21 protein-coding genes, 1 pseudogene and 1 other annotated feature are annotated in these 24322 nt (G+C 43.8%); of the genes and pseudogenes, 19 read left to right on the top strand and 3 right to left on the bottom strand.

Features of this window, described 5'->3' with window-relative positions; translation table 11 throughout:
• Positions 1-252: 252 nt before the first annotated feature.
• Positions 253-1902, bottom strand: coding sequence for an Rqc2 family fibronectin-binding protein FbpA (gene fbpA, locus MK370_RS03155; RefSeq protein ID WP_268684117.1), 1650 nt, complete (start codon positions 1900-1902; stop codon positions 253-255).
• A gap of 172 nt (positions 1903-2074) precedes the next feature.
• Positions 2075-2308: a binding site (T-box leader), on the top strand.
• 125 nt (positions 2309-2433) lie between these two features.
• On the opposite strand from fbpA, the gene trpX reads away from it, so the two are divergent.
• The 6 genes from trpX to MK370_RS03125 all read left to right on the top strand — a co-directional run bounded on the left by trpX (position 2434) and on the right by MK370_RS03125 (position 9531).
• The gene (gene trpX / locus MK370_RS03150; protein WP_268684116.1) at positions 2434-3441 is read left to right on the top strand and encodes a tryptophan ABC transporter substrate-binding protein; all 1008 of its coding nucleotides are present in this window, start codon (positions 2434-2436) and stop codon (positions 3439-3441) included.
• A gap of 318 nt (positions 3442-3759) precedes the next feature.
• Positions 3760-4809 (top strand): phenylalanine--tRNA ligase subunit alpha, encoded by a 1050-nt coding sequence (pheS, locus tag MK370_RS03145; protein ID WP_268684115.1) that lies wholly within the window; start codon positions 3760-3762, stop codon positions 4807-4809.
• Between the two features lie 45 nt (positions 4810-4854).
• Positions 4855-5364 carry a GNAT family N-acetyltransferase gene (locus tag MK370_RS03140; RefSeq protein WP_009660486.1) on the top strand — a complete coding sequence of 170 codons (510 nt, stop codon included), beginning with the start codon at positions 4855-4857 and terminating at the stop codon, positions 5362-5364.
• A 206-nt stretch (positions 5365-5570) separates the two neighbouring features.
• The gene (gene pheT, locus MK370_RS03135; protein WP_268684114.1) at positions 5571-7976 is read left to right on the top strand and encodes a phenylalanine--tRNA ligase subunit beta; all 2406 of its coding nucleotides are present in this window, start codon (positions 5571-5573) and stop codon (positions 7974-7976) included.
• A 184-nt stretch (positions 7977-8160) separates the two neighbouring features.
• Positions 8161-8553, top strand: a complete 393-nt coding sequence (locus MK370_RS03130) for a YbgA family protein (RefSeq protein ID WP_268684113.1) — start codon at positions 8161-8163, stop codon at positions 8551-8553.
• A gap of 150 nt (positions 8554-8703) precedes the next feature.
• A complete protein-coding gene (locus MK370_RS03125; RefSeq protein ID WP_268684112.1) occupies positions 8704-9531 on the top strand; it encodes an alpha/beta fold hydrolase in 828 nt (275 codons plus the stop codon).
• 123 nt (positions 9532-9654) lie between these two features.
• On the opposite strand, the gene MK370_RS03120 is transcribed toward MK370_RS03125, so the two are convergent.
• Both MK370_RS03120 and MK370_RS03115 read right to left on the bottom strand, forming a co-directional pair.
• Entirely contained in the window at positions 9655-10800 is a 1146-nt protein-coding gene (locus MK370_RS03120; RefSeq protein ID WP_268684111.1) for a cobalamin-independent methionine synthase II family protein, read from the bottom strand.
• Positions 10801-10932: 132 nt separating this feature from the next.
• The gene (locus tag MK370_RS03115) at positions 10933-11400 is read right to left on the bottom strand and encodes a GNAT family N-acetyltransferase (protein ID WP_268684110.1); all 468 of its coding nucleotides are present in this window, start codon (positions 11398-11400) and stop codon (positions 10933-10935) included.
• A gap of 234 nt (positions 11401-11634) precedes the next feature.
• Between MK370_RS03115 and MK370_RS03110 the strand changes: the two genes are divergently transcribed.
• From MK370_RS03110 to MK370_RS03050, 13 genes and pseudogenes are all read left to right on the top strand, one after another.
• The gene (locus tag MK370_RS03110) at positions 11635-12105 is read left to right on the top strand and encodes an SP_0198 family lipoprotein (protein WP_268684109.1); all 471 of its coding nucleotides are present in this window, start codon (positions 11635-11637) and stop codon (positions 12103-12105) included.
• A 180-nt stretch (positions 12106-12285) separates the two neighbouring features.
• Positions 12286-13323 (top strand): annotated as a pseudogene (locus tag MK370_RS03105) (zinc-binding dehydrogenase).
• 204 nt (positions 13324-13527) lie between these two features.
• Positions 13528-14589 (top strand): ABC transporter permease, encoded by a 1062-nt coding sequence (locus MK370_RS03100; RefSeq protein WP_268684108.1) that lies wholly within the window; start codon positions 13528-13530, stop codon positions 14587-14589.
• Positions 14590-15255, top strand: coding sequence for an ABC transporter ATP-binding protein (locus MK370_RS03095; protein WP_268684107.1), 666 nt, complete (start codon positions 14590-14592; stop codon positions 15253-15255).
• Between the two features lie 50 nt (positions 15256-15305).
• Positions 15306-15722, top strand: coding sequence for a GNAT family N-acetyltransferase (locus MK370_RS03090; protein WP_268684106.1), 417 nt, complete (start codon positions 15306-15308; stop codon positions 15720-15722).
• 174 nt (positions 15723-15896) lie between these two features.
• Entirely contained in the window at positions 15897-16508 is a 612-nt protein-coding gene (locus MK370_RS03085; RefSeq protein ID WP_268684105.1) for a TetR/AcrR family transcriptional regulator, read from the top strand.
• An 18-nt stretch (positions 16509-16526) separates the two neighbouring features.
• Complete coding sequence (locus MK370_RS03080) at positions 16527-18293, top strand: ABC transporter ATP-binding protein (protein WP_268684104.1); 1767 nt, start codon at positions 16527-16529, stop codon at positions 18291-18293.
• Positions 18286-20031, top strand: a complete 1746-nt coding sequence (locus tag MK370_RS03075) for an ABC transporter ATP-binding protein (protein ID WP_223336730.1) — start codon at positions 18286-18288, stop codon at positions 20029-20031. The genes MK370_RS03080 and MK370_RS03075 overlap by 8 nt, the downstream gene beginning before the upstream one ends.
• A 97-nt stretch (positions 20032-20128) precedes the next feature.
• A complete protein-coding gene (locus MK370_RS03070; RefSeq protein ID WP_268684103.1) occupies positions 20129-21103 on the top strand; it encodes a hypothetical protein in 975 nt (324 codons plus the stop codon).
• 197 nt (positions 21104-21300) lie between these two features.
• Complete coding sequence (locus MK370_RS03065) at positions 21301-22569, top strand: DUF2130 domain-containing protein (RefSeq protein WP_268684102.1); 1269 nt, start codon at positions 21301-21303, stop codon at positions 22567-22569.
• 5 nt (positions 22570-22574) lie between these two features.
• A complete protein-coding gene (locus tag MK370_RS03060) occupies positions 22575-22961 on the top strand; it encodes a hypothetical protein (protein WP_268684101.1) in 387 nt (128 codons plus the stop codon).
• A complete protein-coding gene (locus tag MK370_RS03055) occupies positions 22958-23395 on the top strand; it encodes a GNAT family N-acetyltransferase (RefSeq protein WP_268684100.1) in 438 nt (145 codons plus the stop codon). Before MK370_RS03060 ends, MK370_RS03055 begins: the two co-directional genes overlap by 4 nt.
• On the top strand, positions 23376-24173 hold the full coding sequence (locus tag MK370_RS03050; protein ID WP_268684099.1) for a hypothetical protein: 798 nt from the start codon (positions 23376-23378) through the stop codon (positions 24171-24173). The genes MK370_RS03055 and MK370_RS03050 overlap by 20 nt, the downstream gene beginning before the upstream one ends.
• Positions 24174-24322 lie beyond the last annotated feature (149 nt).

The following is a 24322-nucleotide window of genomic DNA, read 5'->3' as shown; positions in this document are numbered from 1 at the left end:
AAGAGCGCAAAAACAGGTGGAACTTATGTTCCACCTGTTTTTTTATCAAAAAATTATTGGAGTTGATGGAGATAATAGACAGCTTCAGCTATCTAATGACTATCATGCTCTTAAGTCAGCTTCAGCTATCTAGTGACTATCATGCTCTTAAGTCAGCTTCAGCTATCTAATGACTATCATGCTCTTAAGTCAGCTTCAGCTATCTAATGACTATCATGCTCTTAAGTCAGCTTCATAGTTAAAGGGGATTTTTTACATTTTCATACTCTTAATCTTTTCTTCATCTGGTGTGACGCGCAGGGTTTTATGGCCCGTATAGGTGACAAATCCTGGCTTTCCACCGGTTGGTTTGTTGAGCTTTCTAGTCTCAATCATATCTACTTGGACCAGATTAGAGAGTCTGGCTTTGGAGAAGTAGGCCGCTAGCTCGGCAGCGTCAGTCTTGACTTCATCGCTGGGCTGAAGATTGCCTGTGATGACCACATGACTGCCTGGAATATCCTTGGCGTGAAACCAAAGCTCGTCCTTCTTTGCAATTTTAAACGTCAGCTCATCATTTTGTAGATTGTTGCGGCCAACTAGGATAATGGTTTGGCCATCTGTTGCTAAATATTTCTCCGGTTTCTGTCTTTTCTGGATTTTCTCTCTCTGGCGTCGTCGGATAAATCCAGTCTGGATTAGTTCCTCCCGAATTTCCGCAATTTCAGTCAGGCTGGCCTGAGTAAGGGCTGTTTCCACACTCTCTAGGTAGAGAATCGTAGCCCGAGTCTCCTCAATCAAGCTGGTCAGGTGTTTGACAGCTTCCTTGAGCTTCTGGTAACGTTTGAAATAGCGCTGGGCATTTTGGTTGGGGGTTAGGGCCTTGTCAAGCGAGATGATAATCTTCTCACCTGTGTAGTAATTGTCCAATTCCACCTGTTCTTGGTCGTTGGGCACTTGATGGAGAAAGGTGGTCAAGAGTTCCCCTTTTTGGCGGAATTCTTCTGCATTCTCCGTTGCTAGGAGCTCTTCCTCTTGCTTACCTAGTTTTTTTCGGTTCTTTTCCAACTCATTTTCTACTCGGCGGATCAGCTCGCTGGCTTGCTGGTTGACCCGGTCTCGCTCAGCTTTGTCCTTATAGAAAGTGTCTAAAAGCTCGGATAAGTTGGACATTTGGGTCTTGCTGTCGGAAAATAGCAGGGCAGAGAAAGATTTTTCGGTCAGACTTGGCTGAGTCGGACTGGCAAAGAAGGCTCGGAAAGTTTTGAGCTTGTCAGCTGTCAGACGGCCACTGAGTTCAGTAGCCGTATCCCGACCCAATCCCTGAAAAATTTGCTGCAGGTGTTTGGGCTCTAAGTCTTCAGTATGCAGGATTTCAAAGAGCTTTTCATCGCCTACAGTTAAAGGATTGAGACTGCCAGTCTGAGGCGGTGCGACATAAGTTGAGCCCGGCAGGATGGTTCGATAGCTATTTTGTGAAAATCCGACATGTTTAATGGCTTCAATAATTTTCCCGCTAGCCTTATCCAAGAGAATGATATTGCTGTGCTTGCCCATGATTTCGACGACCAGAGTCACAGCCACGCTGTCGCCGATTTCGTTCTTATTGGAGACGCTGATTTCCAAAATCCGGTCATTCTCCACTTGCTGGATTGCTTCAATAACAGCGCCCTGCAGGTATTTGCGCATAACCATGATAAAGGTATTGGGAACAGCTGGATTTTCAAACGTGGTATCTGTCAGCTGGACGCGCCCAAAGACCGAGTGAGCTGATAGGAGCAGCTTGTGGCTTTGGCGGTTGCTGCGAATCTGTAAAACCAGCTCCTGTTCAAAGGGCTGATTAATCTTTTGAATACGGCCGCCCAGCAATTCGCGGCGGAGCTCCTCTGTCATGTGGTGTAAAAAAAATCCGTCGAAAGACATGCTTTTCTCCTTGAAACTTACTATAGAAAATTATAACAAAAAAACAAGCTAAAAGCTTCTAAAGTCTCGCCAAAAAGCAATTTAATTTTTACCTATAACTGCCTCGATAAATCAAATCCGAACATTTTATAAAAATTTTCAAAAAGGTCTTGACATATTATTAGGAAAAACTTAAAATATAGGAAATTAGAAAAGTAGTAGATGCATTTGTTTTTAGCGAGCTTGTGGTTGGTGGAAATGAGCAGCAAATCTTTACGAAATTGGGCTAATGGATAAAATGAATTTGAAACAATAAGAATTCGGTTGGCACACCTTACAGTGCAGCTTGTTTGATGACAAGACAGAGATATGGAGAATACTAGCTATTTTCCATAATTGAGGTGGCACCGCGAATTTCGCCCTCACACAGAATACCTGTGTGAGGTTTTTTGTTGCTAATTATAAAAAAACAAGGAGAACTGCCTATGTTTAAACGATGGCGCCCCTAGGGATTAAATAGAAAATTATAAAACATAGAAATGGAGAAAGAACATGAAAAATAAACGTTTAATGACTATCTTAGGCCTTCTGGCCGTTTTGGCAATCGGTGGGATTGTCTATTCCAGCTTGAACAGCAAAGGCAACAACACAAAGACCAGCAGCGACAGTCAGACGGTCAAGGTTGGCGTGCTGCAGTATGTCAGCCATCCTTCGCTGGATTTGATTTACAAGGGGATTCAGGATGGTTTGGCTGAGGAAGGCTATAAGGGAGACAAGATTAAGATTGATTTTATGAATGCTGAGGGCGATCAGAGCAAGGTCTCTACCATGAGCAAGCAGCTAGTCTCCAATGACAATGATGTGCTGATTGGGATTGCAACTCCGTCTGCACAAGGACTGGCTGCAGCTACTAAGGACAAGCCTATCGTTATGGGAGCTGTAACGGATCCTGTCGGAGCAAATTTGGTGAAAAATCTGGACAAACCAGGCGGCAATATCACGGGTGTCTCTGACCACAATCCAGCTAAGCAACAGCTAGAGCTGATTAAAAAATTGACCCCAGATGTCAAGACTATTGGTGTGCTCTACTCTAGCAGCGAAGACAACTCTAAAACTCAAGTGGAAGAGTTCAAAAAATTGGCTGAAGAGGCAGGCTACAAGGTAGAGGAATACTCTGTTCCTTCAACTAATGAAATTGCTTCAACCATGAATGTTATGACTGGCAAGGTTGATGCTATATGGATTCCAATTGACAATACCATTGCGTCAGCTTTTGCGACAGTTGTGTCCAGCAATAAAGAAGCCAAGAAACCAATTTATCCAAGTGCGACAGCCATGGTAGAAGAAGGAGGCCTTGCCTCTGTCGTTGTAGACCAGTATGACCTAGGTGTTGCGACTGGTAAAATGGCAGCTAAAGTCCTTAAAGGTGCCAAATCTGCTGACACTGCAGTAGATATTTTCGATACAGGTAAATCTGTTATCAATACCAAAAATGCCAAAGAACTGGGCATTACTGTACCAGAAGATGTCCTCAAAGAAGCTGGTCAGGTTATCAAATAAAAAGAAGGAAGTCTGTTGCTTGACAGGCTTCTTTTTCTCGATAGTCTCTTCTTGTAAATTCTTTAACTGAGCTTGCGAAATGTTTAGAAATCTGTTAGAATGAAGTATAATTGAATAGCAATCCGCAAGACCAGTAACCTAGGGGAAGTTTAACAGGGAGGAGAGCCAGCGACTGAAAGCTCTCTAGATGAAAGCTAGGCGAATTCACTTGCTCTAGGATTGATAAGTAAGGTCTGGCTTGCCAGATAAAAAACGGATGGTACCGCGTGTCAACGCTCCGCTTATGGAGATTGGCGCGCTTTTTATTTTGGAGGGAAAATGACGAAAACGATTGAAGAACAACTAAAAAGCCTGCGCGAAGAGACTCTAGCTTCTCTCAAGCAGCTCAAGACTGAGAATCAAAAGGAACTGCAGGACTTGCGTGTAGCTGTCTTGGGAAAAAAAGGTTCACTGACTGAAGTCCTGAAAGGGATGAAAGATATCTCAGCTGAAATGCGGCCGATTATCGGGAAACATGTCAATGAAGCGCGTGATATTCTGACAGAAGCCTTTGAAAAGACTGCTCAAGAGATGGAAGAGCAATTAGTCGCTCTGAAACTGGCTGAGGAATCCTTGGATGTGACCCTGCCAGGTCGTCAAATTCCGGTAGGGAACCGTCATATTCTTAGTCAGACTAGTGAGGAAATCGAAGATATTTTCATCGGGATGGGCTATCAGGTCGTGGACGGCTTTGAAGTGGAAAAGGACTATTACAACTTTGAGCGGATGAATCTGCCTAAGGACCACCCAGCACGGGATATGCAAGACACTTTCTACATTACAGAGGAGATCCTGCTCAGAACCCACACTAGTCCAGTACAAGCGCGAGCTATGGACGCTCATGACTTTTCTAAAGGGCCACTCAAGATGATCTCACCAGGGCGCGTTTTCCGTCGGGATACCGATGATGCGACTCACTCCCACCAGTTCCATCAGATTGAAGGCTTGGTGGTTGGAGAAAATATTTCCATGGCAAACTTGCAAGGAACGCTGCAGCTGATTGTCCAGAAGATGTTTGGCGAAGATCGCAGTATCCGTCTGCGTCCATCTTACTTCCCATTCACAGAGCCGTCTGTTGAAGTGGATGTTTCCTGCTTTAAGTGTGGCGGTGCAGGCTGCAATGTCTGCAAGAAGACCGGCTGGATTGAGATTATGGGAGCGGGTATGGTGCATCCGCGCGTGCTGGAAATGAGCGGCATTGATGCGGAGAAATATTCTGGATTTGCCTTTGGTCTTGGTCAAGAACGTGTAGCTATGCTTCGCTACGGTATCAACGACATTCGTGGATTCTACCAAGGAGATATTCGATTTTCTCAGCAGTTTAAGTAGAAACCTGTATTCACAGATGCAGCTTTTCTGAGAAAGGAGTGCAGTATGCTAGTCAGAGTCAAAAAAGAAGAAGCGAGCCTCCTGCGGGAGTTGGAGGTCGCGACCTATCAAGAAACCTTTGGTCCATTTATCAAGGAAGCTGATATGGCTCATTATTTTGACAATGAGCTGTCGCTTGCAACTATCGAAAAGGAACTGGCAGACCCTGAGTCAGAGACCTATTTTGTTGTCAAAGACGGTGAAATTGCTGGTTTTCTCAAGTTTAACTGGGGACAGGCTCAAACGGAGCAAGAACTGCCACAGGCCTTTGAGGTTCAGCGAATCTATGTCTTGAAAGCCTATCATGGTCAAGGTTTGGGCAAGGAAATGTTTGAATTTGCCTTAGAAGAAGCTGAGAAACGAGGCTTTGACTGGGTCTGGCTGGGCGTTTGGGAAAAGAATTTTAGAGCTCAAGATTTTTACTTTAAATACGGCTTTGAAAAATTCAGCCAGCACGACTATATCACTGGCGAGACAGTAGACACAGACTGGCTGCTGCGCAAGAAATTGAAATAAACAAGAAAATTTAAAGAGAGGAAATGATACGACCTAAAAGTTTAAATTTAGATGATTTGGTCATTCAGATTCCTCAGCGATAGAATAGAGAAAGGAATTGAACTTGGGCTAAAAACTCGGAAAAAAGATAGATTTGCGAGCATTCATCAAATGCTTGGGTAATCTCCTATTTTTCAGTTGTTTTTGACGCCCTTGGTATCTTAAATATGCTAGTAAGTTATAAGTGGTTAAAAGAGTTAGTAGACATTGATGTGGCAAGCGCTGAGCTGGCTGAGAAAATGTCAACGACAGGAATTGAAGTGGAAGGTGTGACATCACCAGCTGCTGGTCTGTCCAAAATTGTCGTTGGTGACGTGGTATTGTGTGAGGATGTTCCTGATACCCACCTGCATGTTTGTCAAGTCAATGTCGGAGAAGAGGAGAACCGTCAGATTGTCTGCGGTGCTCCAAATGTTCGTGCAGGCATCAAGGTCATGGTGGCTCTGCCAGGTGCTCGCATTGCGGACAATTATAAGATTAAAAAAGGGAAAATCCGTGGGTTGGAGTCACTGGGCATGATTTGCTCTCTTGGTGAGCTGGGCATTTCTGATTCTGTGGTACCAAAGGAATTTGCGGATGGCATTCAAATCCTGCCTGAAGAAGCAGTGCCGGGTGAGGAAGTCTTCTCTTATCTGGACTTGGACGATGAGATTATCGAGCTTTCTATCACGCCAAACCGGGCAGATGCTCTATCTATGCGTGGGGTGGCTCATGAAGTGGCTGCCATCTATGACAAGTCAGTGCATTTCAAAGATTTTCCGCTGGTGGAAAATGAAAAGCAGGCAATTGACAGTCTTTCAGTTGCCCTTGAGACGGAGAAGTCTCCTTACTATGCGGCTCGTATTCTGGAAAATGTTACCATCGCCCCAAGTCCTCAGTGGCTGCAAAATCTCCTCATGAACGAAGGAATCCGTCCGATTAACAATGTAGTGGACGTGACCAACTACATCCTGCTCTACTTTGGTCAGCCTATGCATGCCTTTGATCTGGATACGTTTGAGGGGGACCAGATCGTTGTGCGGGAAGCGCGTGCTGGTGAAAAACTGGTGACGCTTGACGGCGAAGAGCGGGAGCTGGAAGTCAGCGACCTAGTCATTACTGTGGCGGATAAGCCAGTTGCTCTGGCTGGTGTTATGGGCGGAGCAGCGACTGAAATTTCCGGTAAGTCCACTCGTGTTGTTTTGGAAGCAGCTGTCTTTGATGGGAAATCAATCCGCAAGATCAGCGGGAGACTTAACTTGCGCTCGGAATCATCTTCCCGCTTTGAAAAAGGCATCAATGTAGCAACTGTCAATGAAGCTTTGGACGCGGCAGCAAGTATGATTGCGGACTTGGCAGGTGCAACCGTTCAGGCTGGTATCTTATCCGCTGGTAGTTTAGACACTAGCGATGTAGAAGTAGTGTCTAGTCTTGCAGATGTCAACCGAGTTTTGGGAACAGACTTGCTTTATACAGATATTGTGGATGTCTTCCGCAGACTTGGCTTTGGCTTGTCAGGAAATGCTGAACAGTTCACTGTCAGTGTACCTCGCCGTCGCTGGGATATTTCAATCGAAGCGGATCTCTATGAAGAAATTGCCCGTATTTACGGCTATGACAAATTGCCAGCCAGCCTGCCAAAAGATGACGGGACTGCTGGTGAATTGACTGCAACGCAGCAACTGCGCCGTCAAGTACGGACCTTGGCAGAAGTAGCAGGGCTGACAGAAATCATCACCTATGCTTTGACGACGCCAGAAAAGGCGATTGAGTTCACTCTCAATCCTAGCAACTTGACTGAGCTCATGTGGCCGATGACAGTGGAGCGCTCTGTTCTTCGTCAGAACATGGTTTCTGGCATTTTGGACTCCCTAGCCTACAATGTAGCTCGTAAAAATAAGAATCTAGCTCTCTATGAGATTGGAAAAGTCTTTGAGCAGACTGGCAATCCTAAGGAAGAACTGCCAAATGAAATCAATAGCTTTGCTTTTGCTTTGACAGGTCTGGTTAATGAAAAAGACTTCCAGACCAAGCCAGTGGTAGTTGATTTCTTCTACGCTAAGGGTGTAGTTGAAGCACTCTTTGCTAAGTTGGGCTTGACAGCTGAATACGCGGCTAGCAACCAGATTAAGAGTTTGCATCCTGGTCGGACTGCTTTAATCTCTATCAATGGCCAGCCTGTCGGCTTTGTCGGCCAAGTCCATCCTGCGACAGCCAAGGCTTACGATATTCCTGAAACTTATGTGTCTGAGCTCAATCTGTCGGCTATCGAAGAGCAGCTCCAGCCAACACAGCCTTTTACAGAAATCACTAAATTCCCAGCTGTCAGACGGGATGTGGCACTCTTGCTCAAGGCTGAAATCACTCACCAAGAGGTTCTTGATGCAATCCAAGCAGCTGGTATCAAGCGCTTGACCGATATTAAGCTCTTTGATATCTTCTCTGGTGACAAGCTGGGTGTCGGCCTCAAATCCATGGCCTACAGCCTGACTTTCCAAAATCCAGAAGCTAGCCTGACTGACGAGGAAGTGGCTAAATACATGGAAAAAATCGAAAAATCCCTGACCGAAAAACTCGGCGCAGAGGTACGTTAATGAACGATTCCCCAGTCATGTGATTGGGGATTTTGATTCATACTCTTCGAAGTCCTATTCAAATCATAGTTGATTTGCAGTTTCGCTTTGCTTCCTATTATGGCAAGCTTATTGCTAGGATGCGAGCAAAGATGTAGACGAAACGAGAAGTATTCGAAATTAAAAATCAGTAGGAAAAGTAATCATGGAAAATTCAAACCAAATCTCCCAATGTCAGACTCTTTGGGCTAGAAATAAATATCTGGTTCTCAGTCATTCTAGTAAGATCTATCTGGAAATCCGTCAGTATCTAAAAAGCGACTCGGTGGAAGCAGCACATGTTCAAGGCTTGATTGACCAGGCGGTAGCCTTGCCTGAAAACCGCGGTCAGGTCAGCAATGCCTTTCAGCATGTTTGGGGCTATTTTAAGAAGAAAGCTAGCTCAGCTGAAAAAGAAGATTTTATGCATCTTTTGCTTCGTTACCAATCTGGTCAGGCTGAGCAGAAAGACTTGGTAAGAGCTGTAAGGGATCTGCTAGTCAAGTATCCCAATCCTTATCTGCAGCAGTCGAACTTGATATTTGGGAATGAGGCATGAAGCTCTGAAATCAAGGTGAGAGAATAAGCTTGCTCGCCTAGTAGCTTTGAGGGGTGTAGATGATAAGAATAATTTGTTAGGCTCATAAACAATATTATTTTGACTAGTTTCGATAAAGAATCCACCTTGAGCAAAACGTGTCTTTAAGGTATGATTGGAGAAAAAATGTTTTTTACTTATCAGGGAAATAAATTATATTATAAAGTGATTGGTCAAGGAAAGCCAGTCTTGGCAATTCATGGTTTGGGCTGTTCATCTGAATTGATGGAAGGATGTTTGGAACCTATTTTTGAGAAACATGCTGACTATAAAAGGATTTATTTAGATTTGCCTGGCATGGGTAGGTCTGATGCCAATCCTGCTTTTGCAAGTGCGGATGCGATTTTAGAGATGCTCCTGAACTTTATAGAAACTGTAATCGGCGGACACAGCTTTCTCTTAGCTGGAGAGTCTTATGGTGGTTATCTCGCTCGAGGAATTTTGGCTAAGAAAAATTCGCAGATTGATGGTTTGCTGCTTATTTGTCCAGTAGTTGTACCCAATCCGCAAGAAAGAATTTTGCCTAAAGATACTTTGGTAATTAGAGAGGTTGGGTTTGATATAGCAGGCAGAAACGAAGATTTCGTTGATTTAGCGATTTTACAGACTAAAGAAACTTATCAACGGTTTGAAAAAGAAATCCTAGCAGGGCTTCAGATGATGAATGCTCCCTTTGTCCAAAAGCTGCAAGAAAACTATGCTTTTTCGTTTGAAGTGGATCAAGAGATACAGGAAAAGGGCTACGATAAGCCCAGCCTTTTTATAGCAGGGAAGCAGGACCAAGTGGTGGGCTTCCAGCAGTTAGCCCAACTGTCTCACTATTTTCCAAGGGCAACCTATGCTGTAATGGATCTTGCTGGCCACAATGCACAGATAGATCAAGAGGCTCTCTTTACGGCCTTGGTTGAAAATTGGCTCAAGCGAATTGAACTTTCCTGAAACTCCAAGATTTAATATGTTGAACAGATGCAGATGAAACTGGAGTTCATCAAAGAAATCTAATTCAGCCCCAAATTGATTTTAAAAGCATTGAAAAAAGCGGTCATACCGCTTTTTTGCTTATTATCCCCAGAATTTCTGGGCGATTTCTTGGCCTTGTTTGATTTTGGCCCATTGTTGCTCAATGGTGAGTTCGTTTCCAGAGTCACAAGAGGCGAAGCCGCATTGGTGGGAGAGCAGGAGACGATCTTTTGGTAGAACGGTTGCTGCTTTCTCAAGCAGGTCTAGGACGCGTTTTTCGTCATCCAAGCCTGTCGTCTTACTGGAAAGCAGTCCTAAAACAACTTCCGCATCCTTGTCCTTCAAAGCTGCTAGGGCTGATACATCACCAGCTACATCGCTGTCCCACTCTAGGAAGTAGCGGTCATAGTGTTGGTCGCGCAGGAATTTTTCCGCGATAGCTTCGTAGGTACCCTCGGCAGCAGAGCGGCTTTCGTAGTTACCACGGCAGTTGTGGGTCCAGACAGTCAGTCCTAGCTCATGAGCGTAGTCTACGACTTCATTGTTGATGGCGACAAACTCGTCTGCTAAGTCAGCTAGACTAGCATTGCCCTCCGCAAAGAAGCTGGCAGGATTGGACTCGTCAAAAAGCTCCCAGAGACAGTCGTCAAACTGGATAATCTGTCCGCCAGCAGCCTTATAGTCGTCCAAAAATTCCTTGTAGGCCTGAATCAAGCCTTTTTTCAAATCTTCATTGGTCTCATAAACTTGTCCTGGTCCCGCCAAGCGGTCAAAGACAGCTAACTCAGTATAAGCATGGGCAGGCCCCCAGACAGTCAGCTTGGTATCTTGGCCAGCAGCCTCATCCTTGACTAGCTTATAAATCTCGATAAAGTGATGATTTTTTCCAGAGAGTGGTGCTGTGATGCGGATACCAATATCTTTACGGGTCTCGTATTGCCCGCCGTCGTGGTCCTTGAAGGTATAGCCGTGGTCAGCAATGTAGCGCTCAATTCCCTTAAGGCCCCAGACAAAGTCCAGATGCCACATAGACTTGGAGTATTCTCCATCCGTCAGGATGTCAATTCCCTTTGCCTTTTGCTCAGCAACAATCTCCTTGATGTCAGCGGTCTCCGTCTCATGGTAGCCTGGGAAGCTGTCGTAGAAGGGATATTGAATATCATCGCGGTGCTCAATTTCGGTTTTATACTGGCGCAGATTTTCTGGGCGCAGAAGTGATCCAACCAGTTGGAATTTTGATTTTGTCATAAGATTTCTCACTTTCATTACCTATTACTATCTATTGTATCGAAAATTTCTCGGCAAATAAAATAGTTAATTCTGCTGGTAGGGTATATCCTAAAACTATTGCTAGCGCTTCCTAAAATTTGTCTTTCAAGATCAAAGTAACTTCTCCATCACAGTTTCCTGAGCCTGAAGCCCTAATCGCTCATAGAAACGCAGGGCTCCTACATTATCGTTCCAAACATTGAGAGTCAGATTATAGCAGCCGATTTTCCGAGCATAGTCTTCCGCAAAGCGGTAAAGCTGCTCGCCAACCTTTTGCCCTCTGGCTTTCTCATCTACACATAAATCCTCGATAAAAAGTGTCTTGATGGGATTGAGTACAGGACTGACAGGTTCCTTGATGGAGCAAAAGAGGTGACCGAGGATTTCTCCGGATTCACTTTCAAAGACGAAAATAGGGGTGGACTCTTGTCCCAGAATATTCTCTAATTCTTCATTGCTAAACTTGCTTCCTTTGGCCTTGAAAATGTCCGGACGAGCTTGATGGTGGACAAGCAGGACTTGCTGAAGGAGTCCTTGTAATGCAGGAATATCGCTGACTTGGGCTTTTCTGATTGGCATAATTTTCTCCTTTTATCTTTTATAGAATCATTATACGACAGGGAACTATTTTGTCAAGTTAGCTCGGGAAACCTATCAGAACAATTGGCGTCTGAATAGCAAAGTTCAGTCAGAGTGAGTCATTTCCTTTAGATGTATTTTCCTTATAATAAAAACTGCTTTTTCTTGACAAATGAAACAGACAAGTGTAGAATATAAGTATAAACTACAAATGTAGAAAAAGGAGAAAGCGATATGACGATTACAAAAAAAGCCTTTATGGGAATTCTATCTCTGACAGCAGCAGTCCTATTAGCTGCCTGCTCAGGCAATACTAACCAAGGAGGGAATACTAGTTCATCACAGAATACACAAGGCCAGACATCACAATCTGCGCAAAATCAGACTTCGCAGTCATCAGCTGCATCTTCCTCTAATCAGCCTTCTTCATCATCAAATGCAGGGCAGGCTACTAATCTAGACGGGCGCTACCAAGCAACCGACCATGATGGTGACCAGCATGTCCTAGAAATCAATGGTACGACTGGTACCTGGACTGAGACCGAGGTTGATGGCAGTAAGGAAATCAAGCAGGTACAAGTAGATGCTACTAATCAAAGACTGATTGTTGGCGATGATGTCAAAAGTTACCGCCAAAATGGCAATCAGTTGATTGTGGACGAATTGGATGATGATCCAGACACTCTGACCTTTACCAAGCAGTAAAGCGCTTCTTATTCTGCTCAGGACAACAGGATGAGCAGTGAGGAAATCTAACTAGGAAACTCTGAGAAAGGAGTTTCCTTTTTTATAAGAATTTTATCTTAAATGATGTCAAAAATTTGACTTAAAGGGTGCTCTAAGTTGTATAATAGTTACTATAAAGATATCAAAGGAGAAGAAACGATGAAATTGGCAGTTTATACAAAAGCAGGTCAAGTTGGACTGACTGAGATTGATCGTCCGCAAATCATTGAGGCAGATGATGCCATTATTCAGATTGTTCGGACCTGTGTCTGTGGCTCTGACCTATGGCGCTACCGCAGTCCAGATATTGAAGCAGGCCATCAAAATAGTGGGCACGAAGCGATTGGAATTGTCGAAGAAATCGGGGATGCAGTAACGACTGTTAAACCTGGCGATTTTGTTATTGCTCCATTTACTCATGGATGCGGGTAATGGGATGCCTGTCGAGCAGGATTTGACGGTACCTGTGATTCTCATATTGGGAATAACTGGTCAAATGGGGTGCAAGCTGAATATATGCGCTTCGAATTTGCTAACTGGGCTCTTATCAAAATTCCTGGTCAGCCTTCTGATTATACAGAAGGCATGCTCAAATCACTCTTGACACTGGCAGATGTCATGCCGACGGGTTACCATGCTGCACGAGTGGCAGACGTCAAGCCTGGTGATAAGGTTGTCGTGATTGGTGACGGAGCTGTTGGACAATGCGCTGTTATCGCTGCTAAAATGCGTGGTGCTTCCCAAATCGTTCTTATGAGCCGTCACGAAGATCGACAAAAGATGGCCTTAGAGTCAGGTGCGACAGCTGTTGTTGCAGAACGTGGCGAAGAAGGAATTGCCAAGGTCCGTGAAATCCTTGGTGGTGGTGCAGATGCCGCTCTGGAATGTGTCGGAACAGAAGCTGCTGTTGATCAAGCTCTGGGAGTCCTTCACAATGGTGGTCGTTTAGGCTTTGTCGGTGTGCCTCACTATAATAACCGAGCTCTTGGTTCTACCTTTGCTCAAAATATTACAGTGGCAGGAGGAGCAGCCTCTGTCACGACTTACGACAAGCAAATCTTGCTCAAGGCAGTTCTTGATGGGGATATTAATCCAGGTCGCGTCTTTACTTCGAGCTACAAACTAGAAGATATTGATCAAGCTTATAAAGACATGGATGAACGCAAGACCATTAAGTCTATGATTGTCTTTGATTAAATGTAGAAGAAAAACAGCCTTGCTGCGGTCTCTTTAAGATGGCAGTAGGCTGTTTTTAAATGACTCGAAGGGATTTTTTTAGAAGATATAATTTATTTTGTTGATGCTTTGAGCCTCTCTATTTTTACTGATATTAGTCTCAATAATTTTTATACCTTTCGTTTTTATGTTATAATAGATAGAATATCTCAAAGGAGGACAGCTTTGTTTTTAGCTTTTAAAGAGATTGTCTACAGTCGCGGGCGTTATCGTTTAGTGGTTGCTGTGGTCTTTCTCATTACCTATATGGTTTTCTTTTTATCCAGTCTTTCCGTTGGTTTGGCTAGACTCAATCGCTTGGCTTTGGACCAATGGCAGGCTGAGTCAATCGTTTTGTCGGAGTACGCCAATAAGAATCTGGTTTCTTCGACCCTCAAGGAAGAGGAGTACAGCCGCCTGCTTCAAGGGGACTCAATCGCTGCTTTGGGACAAACGTCAGCAGTCGCCAATTATGAAGATGGCACTGATAAAATCAATGCTCAGGTTTTTGGTCTCTCTTGGGATAGTTTTCTAGCGCCTGACATTATTGAGGGACGTCCTGCTGAAACTGCTTATGAAGTTATTGCGGATAAGCGCCTGCAGCAAAAAGGTGTAAAATTAGGTGATCAACTCCAGCTCAATGGCAGTGAGCGCCTCTATCAGGTTGTTGGTTTCACAGAGGATAACAGCTACTTAACTCAGCCAGTTCTCTTTATGACTCTGGAAGATTTCAGGGAATTAAAGTACGGCTCAAGTCAGGTTAAGAATATCAGTGCACTTGTGGTCAAGGATGGTCAGAAGATTGAAGAAGCAGGACTTAGTCAGCTCTCTATGAGTGATTTTATAGAAAATATCCCTGGTTATCAGCCTCAGGTACTGACTTTTTCCTTTATGATTGGTGCCATGGTTCTGATTACATTTTTGGTATTGGGAATTTTTATGTACATCATTACCATCCAAAAGACACATCTTTACGGTATTATGCGCGCCCAAGGGATTGCCAGTGGGAAGATTATTGCTTCTATTTTTTGGCAGATTTTCATCCTATCCACTCTGGGAATCAGCTTAGCTGTCTTGGCTCTCTTGGGGACCCAGCTAGTCTTGCCGGCTTCTATGCCTTTTTACAGTGACTGGCGAGCTTATGCTGGATTGATTGTCCTGATTGTTTTCATGTCACTGGCTGGCGGACTCTTGTCCATTCACCGGGTTCTGAAAATTGACCCTATCACAGCGATCGGAGGTGAGTAAATGTCAATCATAGAACTAAAAGGGGTTACAAAAGAATATGGGCAGGGGCATACGCTGGTTCAAGCCCTGAAACCAACTGATTTCCAACTGGAAGCGGGGCAGTTTGTAGCTATTATTGGGCCGTCAGGATCGGGTAAAACAACCCTTCTGACCTTGCTGGGGCATTTACAAACACCCTCAAAAGGGCGGATTCTCCTGCATGGGAAAGATACTTCCCAGCTCAAGGAAAAGGAACGGGCTGCTCTGCGTTTCAATGATTTCGGCTTCATTTTGCAGGCCTCCAATCTCATACCTTTTCTGAAAATCGAAGACCAGTTTCAGCTGATTGACCGCTTATCTAAAAAGGAAAGGACGGATCTAGACAGTCTGATTGAGTTGCTAGATCTTAAAGGAACTCTCAAGCAGTATCCGAAAGAATTGTCTGGCGGGGAACGGCAGAGAGCTGCTATCGCCCGAGCACTTTACAACAGTCCTGATATTATCTTGGCTGATGAGCCGACAGCTAGTCTAGATACAGAGCGGGCTAAGCGCGTGGTCCATTTGCTCAAAGAAGTGACCCAAAAATTTCATAAGAGTGTGGTCATGATTACCCATGATACCCGCCTGCTGGACGAGGTTGATAAGGTCTATGAGATGCAAGATGGAGTGCTGACTCAAGTTCGATGAAGCTTTAGAAGTTTTATTCAAACAAACAGAGAAAAAACAAGGAGAGGACTATGATACATTATAAAATAAATCCTCAGCTAGATTTTTTGGCAGTGCTAGACCTCTATGCTTCGGTTGGTTGGAGCAATTACACTAATCGACCTCAGCAGTTAGAGCAGGCCTTTCATCAGTCCTTGTTTGTGATGGCGGCCTATGACGAAGATAAGTTGGTTGGTTTGATCCGAGTGGTCGGGGATGGACTTACCATTGTCTTCATTCAGGATTTGCTGGTGTATCCACACTACCAGCGTCAGGGGATTGGCCAAAGCCTTGTTCAGCAGACGCTAGAAAGATTTAAGGAAGTTTACCAAATCCAGCTGGCAACGGAGCAGTCAGATAAAAATCTAGCTTTTTATCAAGAGCTCGGCTTTCGCCGACAGGAAGATTTCGACTGTACTGGCATGATTTATGCACCTGATAAAAAGTAAAATTCTAGAGGAGCTTGTCAATAAGCTCCTTTTGTCATGTTTAGAAGAGAAAAAGGAATAGAACTAGACTGATGAAAATATTTTTCGGCCTTTTTTTGTTTTTCCTTGACAGTTAAATTGTCAGAATTTATAATAAAAGAAGAAAGGTGATAACGGTGTTATCGAATTAAAATCATGAAAAAAGAAACAGATGAGTTAAATGAAAAAATCTTGGAAAGCGCGAGGAGTGAGTTCTTGGCTTATGGCTATCAAGATGCTTCACTGCGGAGAATTTGTCGAGCTGCTAGTTTGACGACTGGGGCTTTTTATAAGCGCTATGAGAGTAAGGACAGTCTCTTTACTGCTCTGCTTGAGCCTACTCTGACAGCCTTAGACCAGTATGGACAAGAGCAGAAGCGACGTGACTATGATTTCCTAGAAGAGGGGCACCTGTCTGATATGTGGACTCATCGCTTAGAGGATCTCCAGTCCCTGATGCAGATTCTCTATGAGCATAAGGATATCATGCAGCTCTTGCTCTTTAAATCTCAGGGTTCTTCGCAAGCGGACTTCAGGATGCGTCTGCCTCATTTGGCTGCTGACGAGACTTATCGCTATTTGGAGCTGGCTTACAAAGAGGGTAAGATCAATCGTTTGGTCAAACATGAGTTTCTGCGATCGTGCATGACAGCTTATTACACAGCTGTATTTGAGCCCTTGGCTCAAGACTGGCCCCAAGAACAGGCGCTGGAATTTTGCCATTCCATCATGGACTTGTTTGACTGGGGAGGTTTGCTAGGTTTTTAATAGAAAGAAGGAAATTCTATGAAGAAAAAATCTGTTCTTGCTTGGATCTGGGACTTTGTTTCCCTTCATAAGATATATTTTGTGCTCAGTCTGATCTTTGCCTTTGCCTCTGTGATTTCAGGATTTCTGCCTTATTTCTTTATTGGCGGAATGATTAATCAGCTCTTGGATGGCAATAAAAACTGGAATTTCTACTTGCAGCAGTCAGCTTGGGCAGGTCTGGCCTGGATTGGTTACTGGGGATTCCATGGTATTTCCACCATGCTGTCACATACGGCTACTTTTAAGATTCTAGCAGAAATGCGGCACCGCCTGACAGATAAGCTGGCTAGGCTGACTTTAGGTACAGTGCTTAGTCAGTCATCAGGGAGCTATAAAAACATTATCGTTGAGCGGGTGGATGCGACCGAAACGACCTTGGCTCACCTAATTCCAGAGTTTACTGCTGGGATTTTTGGTCCGATTATTGTCCTCATTGCCATGCTGGTTATCGATTGGCGACTGACCTTGCTGTCTCTCCTGACTATTCCCATCGTGGCGCTGGCCTATATGCGGATGGTTGCTAATAGCGAAGCTGACTATCAAAATACTCTGATCAAGACCAAAAAGCTCAATGATACAGCGGTGGAATACATCAATGGGATTGAGGTTATCAAGGTTTTTGGCAAGGAAAAATTTTCTTACGATAAGTTTGTGACGGCTGCTAGGGAAGGAGCAGACTGCTTTATAGAGTGGATGCGCAAGTTCAATCTGGAGATGGGCATTGTGACTGCATTTCTGCCATCAGGCTTGCTCTTTCTGCTGCCGGCTGGCTGTTATTTCTATCTGCAAGGCAGCCTGACTGCTGGCAATTTCATTCTGATGATTATTCTATCGCTCAGTCTTCTGACTCCTCTGATTTTAGTTGCTAGTTATATGGACGATTTACGGAAAATCAGCACTATTTTTGGCCAAGTCATTGATATTTTGGAAAAGCCTGATTTGAAAAGGCCTCAGGAGTTGCGAGAACTTCCAAAAGGAAGGGATCTGGTTATGACGAATGTCAGCTTTGGCTATACAGATGAAGAGGAAGTACTGCATGGTATTTCGCTAGATATTAATGCTGGCAGCGTCAATGCTTTAGTTGGGCCATCAGGATCAGGTAAGTCTACAATTGCCAAGCTTCTAGCTTCTTTCTGGGATGTCAGTTCTGGTCAGATTACCTATGGTGGCTTGGATATTCGCCAGCTTCCGCTAGACTATTACAGTCGGCAGATCGCTTACGTGACCCAAGATAACTATCTCTTTGATGAGACTATTATGGAAAATATCCGGATGGGAAATCCAGCAGCTTCTGATGAAGAGGTCATCGAAATTGCCCGTCGCTGCGGCTGTTATGACTTTATCATGAACTTGGAAGACGGCTTTGAAACTCAGGTAGGCTCTGGCGGCGGTCATCTATCTGGTGGGGAGCGCCAGCGGATTGCCATCGCCCGTGCCATGCTTAAGGATGCGCCGATTCTTATCTTGGATGAAGCGTCTGCTTATACAGATCCGGAAAATGAAGCACGGATTCAGTCCAGTCTAGCTCGTCTGATTGAGGGACGGATCCTGATTGTCATTGCCCACAGGCTGTCTACGATTATGAGTGCAGACCAGATAGTCTTGGTCAATGATGGTCGGATTGAAGCTAGAGGACGACATGAAGAATTACTGGCAGCAAGTCCGCTTTATGCTTCCATGTGGCAAGCCCATATAGCTACTAGGGATAGTGATGAGATGGAAGGGGGGCTGACGTATGCTTAATATACTGAAGAAATTCTTTGATTTCTGTACGGCAGAGGATCGTAGGAAATTTTATCAATCCATTTATCTGGGCATCATCAAGTCTTTTATCATCGCTCTGCGTATTCCAGCAATCGGCCTAGTCGTTATGGGACTGATTGAGAAGAATCTCTCTATGCAGACCTTCTGGCTGGCTCTGGGTATCATGTTGGTATCCACTGTCCTAAACGTCTGGATTACCCTGAAAATTACTATGCTGCAGACGGAAGCGGGCTATCATACCTGTGCTCAGAAGCGGATTGAAATTGCTGAGCACATGCGCTATCTGCCCATGGGTTACTTTAATCAAAATAGCTTGGGCAAGATTACCAGTGTTACGACCAATACGCTGGAAGGGTTATCTGATGTAGCTACGCGAGTGGTTATGATGACTGTGCAGGGCTTTCTGACGACTGGCCTCATCACTATTTTGGTCTTTCTCTATGACTGGCGGGTTGGACTGGTTCTCTTGGTGGGTCTCGTCCTCTTTCTCCTGCCCAATACCCTCATGCGTTGGCAAGTTGGCAAGGTTTCAGCTGACAAGTATCAGGCGGATATGGACCTGGTAGCCGTTGTTTTGGAGTACAGCCAAGGTATTGCTGAAGTTAAGAACTACAATCTGGTCAACCGTTCTGCCAAGAAGCTGTCCAAGGCTATTGAAGGAAAGAGTCAGCTAGATACCAAAATGACACTCGTGACCTCACCTTACATTGCCCTCCAGGGCATGGTGAACAAGCTGACCGGTCTCTTTATGGGGCTTTTCTCTATTTATTTTTATCTCAATGGCAGTATGGAGCTGCTGGTAACCATTATGATGATTGTCAGTGGTTTTATGATTTATGAAAATCTAGACGGCGTTGGCTCTTTCTCTTCTCTCCTACGCATTGTTGATTTGTCGGTTGATATGGTCAATCAAGTCTTGGCTATCCAGCCGATGGACATCAGTGGTCAGGATATTGAGCCTAAGAGCAGCCGGATTGAGCTGAGAGATGTTAGCTTCTCTTATGGAAATAAGAAAATTATTGACCGGGTTTCCCTCACCATTCCAGAAAAAACAACAACTGCTCTGGTCGGACCTTCTGGATCAGGCAAAACAACGCTCTGCAACCTCATTGCCCGCTTCTGGGATGTGGATCAGGGAAGTATTAGTCTAGACGGGCATGATGTTAGAGATTACAGCTATGACAGCCTGATTCGCAATTTCAGCTTTGTCTTCCAAAACGTTTATCTCTTTGAGGATACCATTGCCAATAACATTCGTTTTGGCAAGCCGGAGGCCAGTCAGGAAGAAGTGATAGAGGCTGCCAAGAAAGCGGCCTGTCATGACTTTATCCTCTCGCTGCCTGATGGCTATGATACCAAGATAGGTGAAGGAGGTGCCAGTCTTTCTGGAGGTGAGCGCCAGCGCATTTCCATTGCTCGGGCAATTATCAAGGATGCGCCTATCATCATTCTGGATGAAGCAACAGCCAATGTTGATCCAGAAAACGAAGAAGCCCTCATGCAGGCTATTCAGGCTTTGACTTGCGATAAGACTATCATCATGATTGCCCACCGACTCAAGACAGTTGAGCATGCAGACCAGATTTTGGTGCTGGATCAAGGTCGCATTGTCGAACAAGGCAAACACCAAGACTTACTAGCTAAACAAGGTATCTACAGCAAATTTATCCAAGAAAGAAAAATAGCCGCCAGCTGGCGGATTGAGATGGAGGAGTGATAAACTGAAACAGCAGGCCAACGGCTTGCTGTTTTTCATCTGATAAAAGAATGGTATAATAAAACTATCTTTGTTAATCAAAATAGTAGGGAGTCTCATGTTTAAATCGAAAAAGTGGATTTTTATTCTTTTCATTGTTATTGCCCTTCCGATTCTTATTATAAATCTACCATTTTTGACTAAGCCTCAATATAGTAACGATGGTAAGTTTATTCTTGAACATCAAGATTCTATCAAAAAAGAAATTATCGAAAACTTGGATTTCGAAAAGAAACACATAAAATCGGTGACACTTTTGCCAGGTTCTGCTAGCGGAGAGTATGACAATGGCGGTGACGTGAGTGGGAATTATCATATCTATTTTTCAGCCTATGTCAATGATAATAAAGAACAATCGTTAAGAACTGAATTGTCTTTTCCAGATGCTGGCATTGCACCCTTTACTTTTATCCATCCTAACCCTTATAAAGACAAAAGTCAGGATATGAGTACCTGGTATATGGGCGAGATTGAAATATCGGAAGATTCTTCTTGGGACTGGAAGCGAGAGCAGGATGATGCAAAGGAAGCCTTGTATAATTTTTTGAATGCTCTTGCTGATTCAGGAGAGAATATCGTATATAGAGTTCAAAAAGAAAGGGCGACTCGTTTCTTTAATGAATGGCTGCAAGTACATCAGGAAAATTTCAAATCAGCGATTCAATCAGAACTGTATAGGGAACTTCCAGAACTCGAACAATCATTGGGAAAGATTCAAAGTATTCGTCTGAGTGAACATCAGTCCTATTTTCCATCTTCTTCTAGAGAACTTAGTTTCGATATATCCTTTGAAAAATATCCTGAAGAAATTGCAACCATAAAAGGAGTGGTTCGTTCTCAGAGTGAACAATCTATCTTTCAAGATTCTTCAGCGTCTGCATCTATAAGTTTTGACAATGGACGTTTTGTCATTTATTCTGAATATGATTCAAAACTCTATTCCATTTTTAGTAAGAGTAGACTTGGAAGCAGTGCAGGGGATATATCTTATTACCTTCCAGAGGATCATGGACATAGCATTTTAATTCCGTGAAAATCGAGCAAGCCGTTTGGCTTGCTGTTTTTCATTTATTGGCAGTAATGGTATAATAGTTGATAGTTGTGAGAAGTAGATTAGTGAATTTGGGAGAATGATGAAAAATAGAGTTAGAAATAATAAATGATAGCGATATAATCTATCAACTTGGAAAAAAAGAATAAAATGTTTAATTTTAGATGAAGAGGTACCCCATGAACGAAATCAAATGCCCCAACTGTGGGGAGGTTTTTACAGTCAATGAGAGCCAGTACAGTGAGCTTTTGTCGCAGGTTCGGACAGCAGAGTTTGACAAGGAGATTCATGCTCGGATTGAGCAGGAACTGGCTTTAGCAGAGCAAAAATCCCAGAATGCCCAACAAGCTCTCCTATCTCAGAAAGAACAGGAAATTAGCAATCTTCAAAGTCAAATTGCTCAGTTTGAGACCCAGCAGGAATTGGCAAAGAAAGAGGCGGAGCAGGCAGCTAGTCTTCAATTGCAGGAGAAGGATAAGGAAGTTCAGCAATTGGAAAGTCAACTGACAACTCTGCGCTTGGAGCATGAAAATCAACTGCAAAAGACCTTGTCTGTGCTGGAAAAAGAGCGAGACGAGGTTAAGAATCGGCTAGTTTTGCAAGAAAAGGAAGCAGCTCTGGCTCAGACCTCGCTCAAAGAGCGCTATGAGGTAGAGCTGCGGCAGAAAGATGAGACCATAGAGTTCTACAAGGATTTCAAGGCCAAGCAGTCTACTAAGATGATTGGTGAGAGTCTGGAACAGCACTGTGAGTACGAGTTTAACAAGAACCGTATGGCCATGTTTCCACAAGCGGAGTTTGGCAAGGACAATGATGCCAGAACAGGCAGCAAGGGTGACTATATTTACCGTGAGGTGGATAAAAATGGTGTAGAAATCCTCTCCATCATGTTTGAAATGAAGAATGAAGGTGATGAGACAGCGACCAAGAAGAAAAACGAGCATTTCTTCAAAGAGCTGGATAAGGACCGGCGGGAGAAAGGCTGCGAGTATGCTATTTTGGTGACACTTCTGGAGGCTGACAGCGAGCTCTACAATTCGGGTATTGTCGATGTGTCCTATGCCTATGAGAAGATGTATGTTATCCGGCCTCAGTTCTTTCTGCCCATGATTACCCTCCTACGTAATGCTGCGCTTAACTCGCTCCAGTACAAGCAGGAACTGGCCTTGGTTAGGGAGCAGAACATTGATATTACGCATTTTGAGGAAGATTTGGATGCCTTTAAAGTAGCTTTTGCCAAGAACTATCAGTCTGCTTCGACCAATTTTGGCAAGGCCATCGAGGAGATTGACAAGGCCATCCGCCGTATGGAAGAAATCAAGAAGTTCCTGACAACCTCTGAAAACCAGCTGCGCTTGGCAAACAACAAACTGGACGATGTCTCTGTCAAAAAACTGACACGCAAAAATCCTACCATGAAAGCTAAGTTTGAAGCTTTGAAGGAGTGAGAAAAATGGACTTAACAACCCGTTGGATACAAGCAACCAAATTTGCTGAGATTGATCGAATTATAGAAAGACTGCCACAAGAAGGGAAGGAAACTTTTAATCAGCAATGGCAGGCTGCTTCTTCCGAATTACGTAAAGAAATTTGGATTGAACGAGGCAAACAAGTACTGTTAGCTAATGTAGTTTATTTTTTAGTACTTTGCTATTTAGTCTTTTTTCAAGGGATGTCCTTATCTGTTAAGGATTTACCTTATCTTGGACTAGGTTTGTTAGTTTTTTCAGGGATTGGATTTATGGACGATGAAGAGCCGACTGACTTGGTTATTAAGAAAAAACGTCAGATAGCGGTAACTATTTATAAGCAATATTTTGAAAGAAAAATAGAAAAATGATAGATCAATTGACTGTTCAAGAATATCAGAAAGAAGACGCAGAAGTTCTGCCGCCCCTGTATAAAGTATTGGGCTATTCAGCAGAAAAAGATGAATTGCAAAGGAGACTCAGGGATATTCTTGTTAATCCAGCTTGCGGTTGTTTAGTTGCTGAGAAAGGATCTCAGATTCTTGACTTTATCGGCTATGTTAAGCTTTACTTTTTCGAGTCCACAGGTTTCTACTATCGAATTTTAGCTCTGGCAGTCAGTCGAAATGCCAGGTGGCAAGGAATTGCGACAGCTCTGATGGACAAGGTCAAGAAGATAGCTAGTCAAGACGGCGCCAATGATGAACGGTTGGCTGCGCATGCCCAAAATTATGTCTTTCGTCAGACTAGCCTAGCTTTTGCGAGGAACGTAGAGGAGGATGAGCATGGGAAAGAAAAAAGCTAAGACTAGACCGGAAATATCGAAGGAGCCCGACCTCAGCCCTGCTATGCAGGCCCTTTTAGAAGAGGCTTATACCCTGTTTAAGTGCGAATTGCACTTTCCTCTGACCCTTTGTACCTGCCCTGTCTGCCTCTCTGAGGAGAATCTCAGAGCTTTGCAAACCATTCCTGTCAGGGAACTGAGTGAGGTGTTAATCTATGAATACCTCAACGCGGTGGTTAATAAGAGTGATGACGACTACCAAATCAGGCATTTTCTGCCTCGGATTTTAGAGATGATTGCTCACTACATTGAAATCAGAGTCGATGACTCTCTTAATCTGGATCGGTGTCACTTTGAAAGTTACAGTTGGAAGCCACAGGAGTTAGATTTTATGCGGCGCTTCTCACGTCAGTTTATCCTTGATACTATTAATTTTAGACCCAGTCAAGCTGATGGTGTGGCGGTTTATTTAGTTATGTTTGATCTGGCTGGCCTTGAAACCGACCATCTGCTAGATAAGAGTCTTTGGCTGGAGGAAGCTGATCCCATCAAGGCACTACTTGCTCTGGAGGAGATTTACTACTATTACACAAAGGATTATGCCCACTTTGACTATATTTTTTCGGACAATCCTACCTTTAACCAGCAGATGACAGATTGGCTGAACAGTCGGGAACTGGCTCAAGATTTTTTTCCAATATTGGAAAATGTTCTCCTATCGGAGGAAGAAATAACGACTACTGAGGACTGCCGCCTTGAACAGCTTTATCAGATTTTTGAAAGTCGGATAGAAGTGTGACGGTTTCGTTAAGTTTTTGAAGTCAATCATTAACATCCATATAAATTGATGAATTTTTTGGAGAAAATCAAGAACAGAAAGTGACTGCTGATTCAGGCTCAGACCTTTCAAGAATATGATGCAAGATCAGACAAGGATTTCCAAAAGAG

This window comes from Streptococcus sanguinis (assembly GCF_026781265.1).
In the GTDB taxonomy this organism is placed as follows: Bacteria; Bacillota; Bacilli; order Lactobacillales; family Streptococcaceae; genus Streptococcus; species Streptococcus sanguinis_T.
The sequence above is the reverse complement of the archived record's forward strand: the minus strand, read 5'-3'. Positions and strand labels throughout refer to the sequence as shown.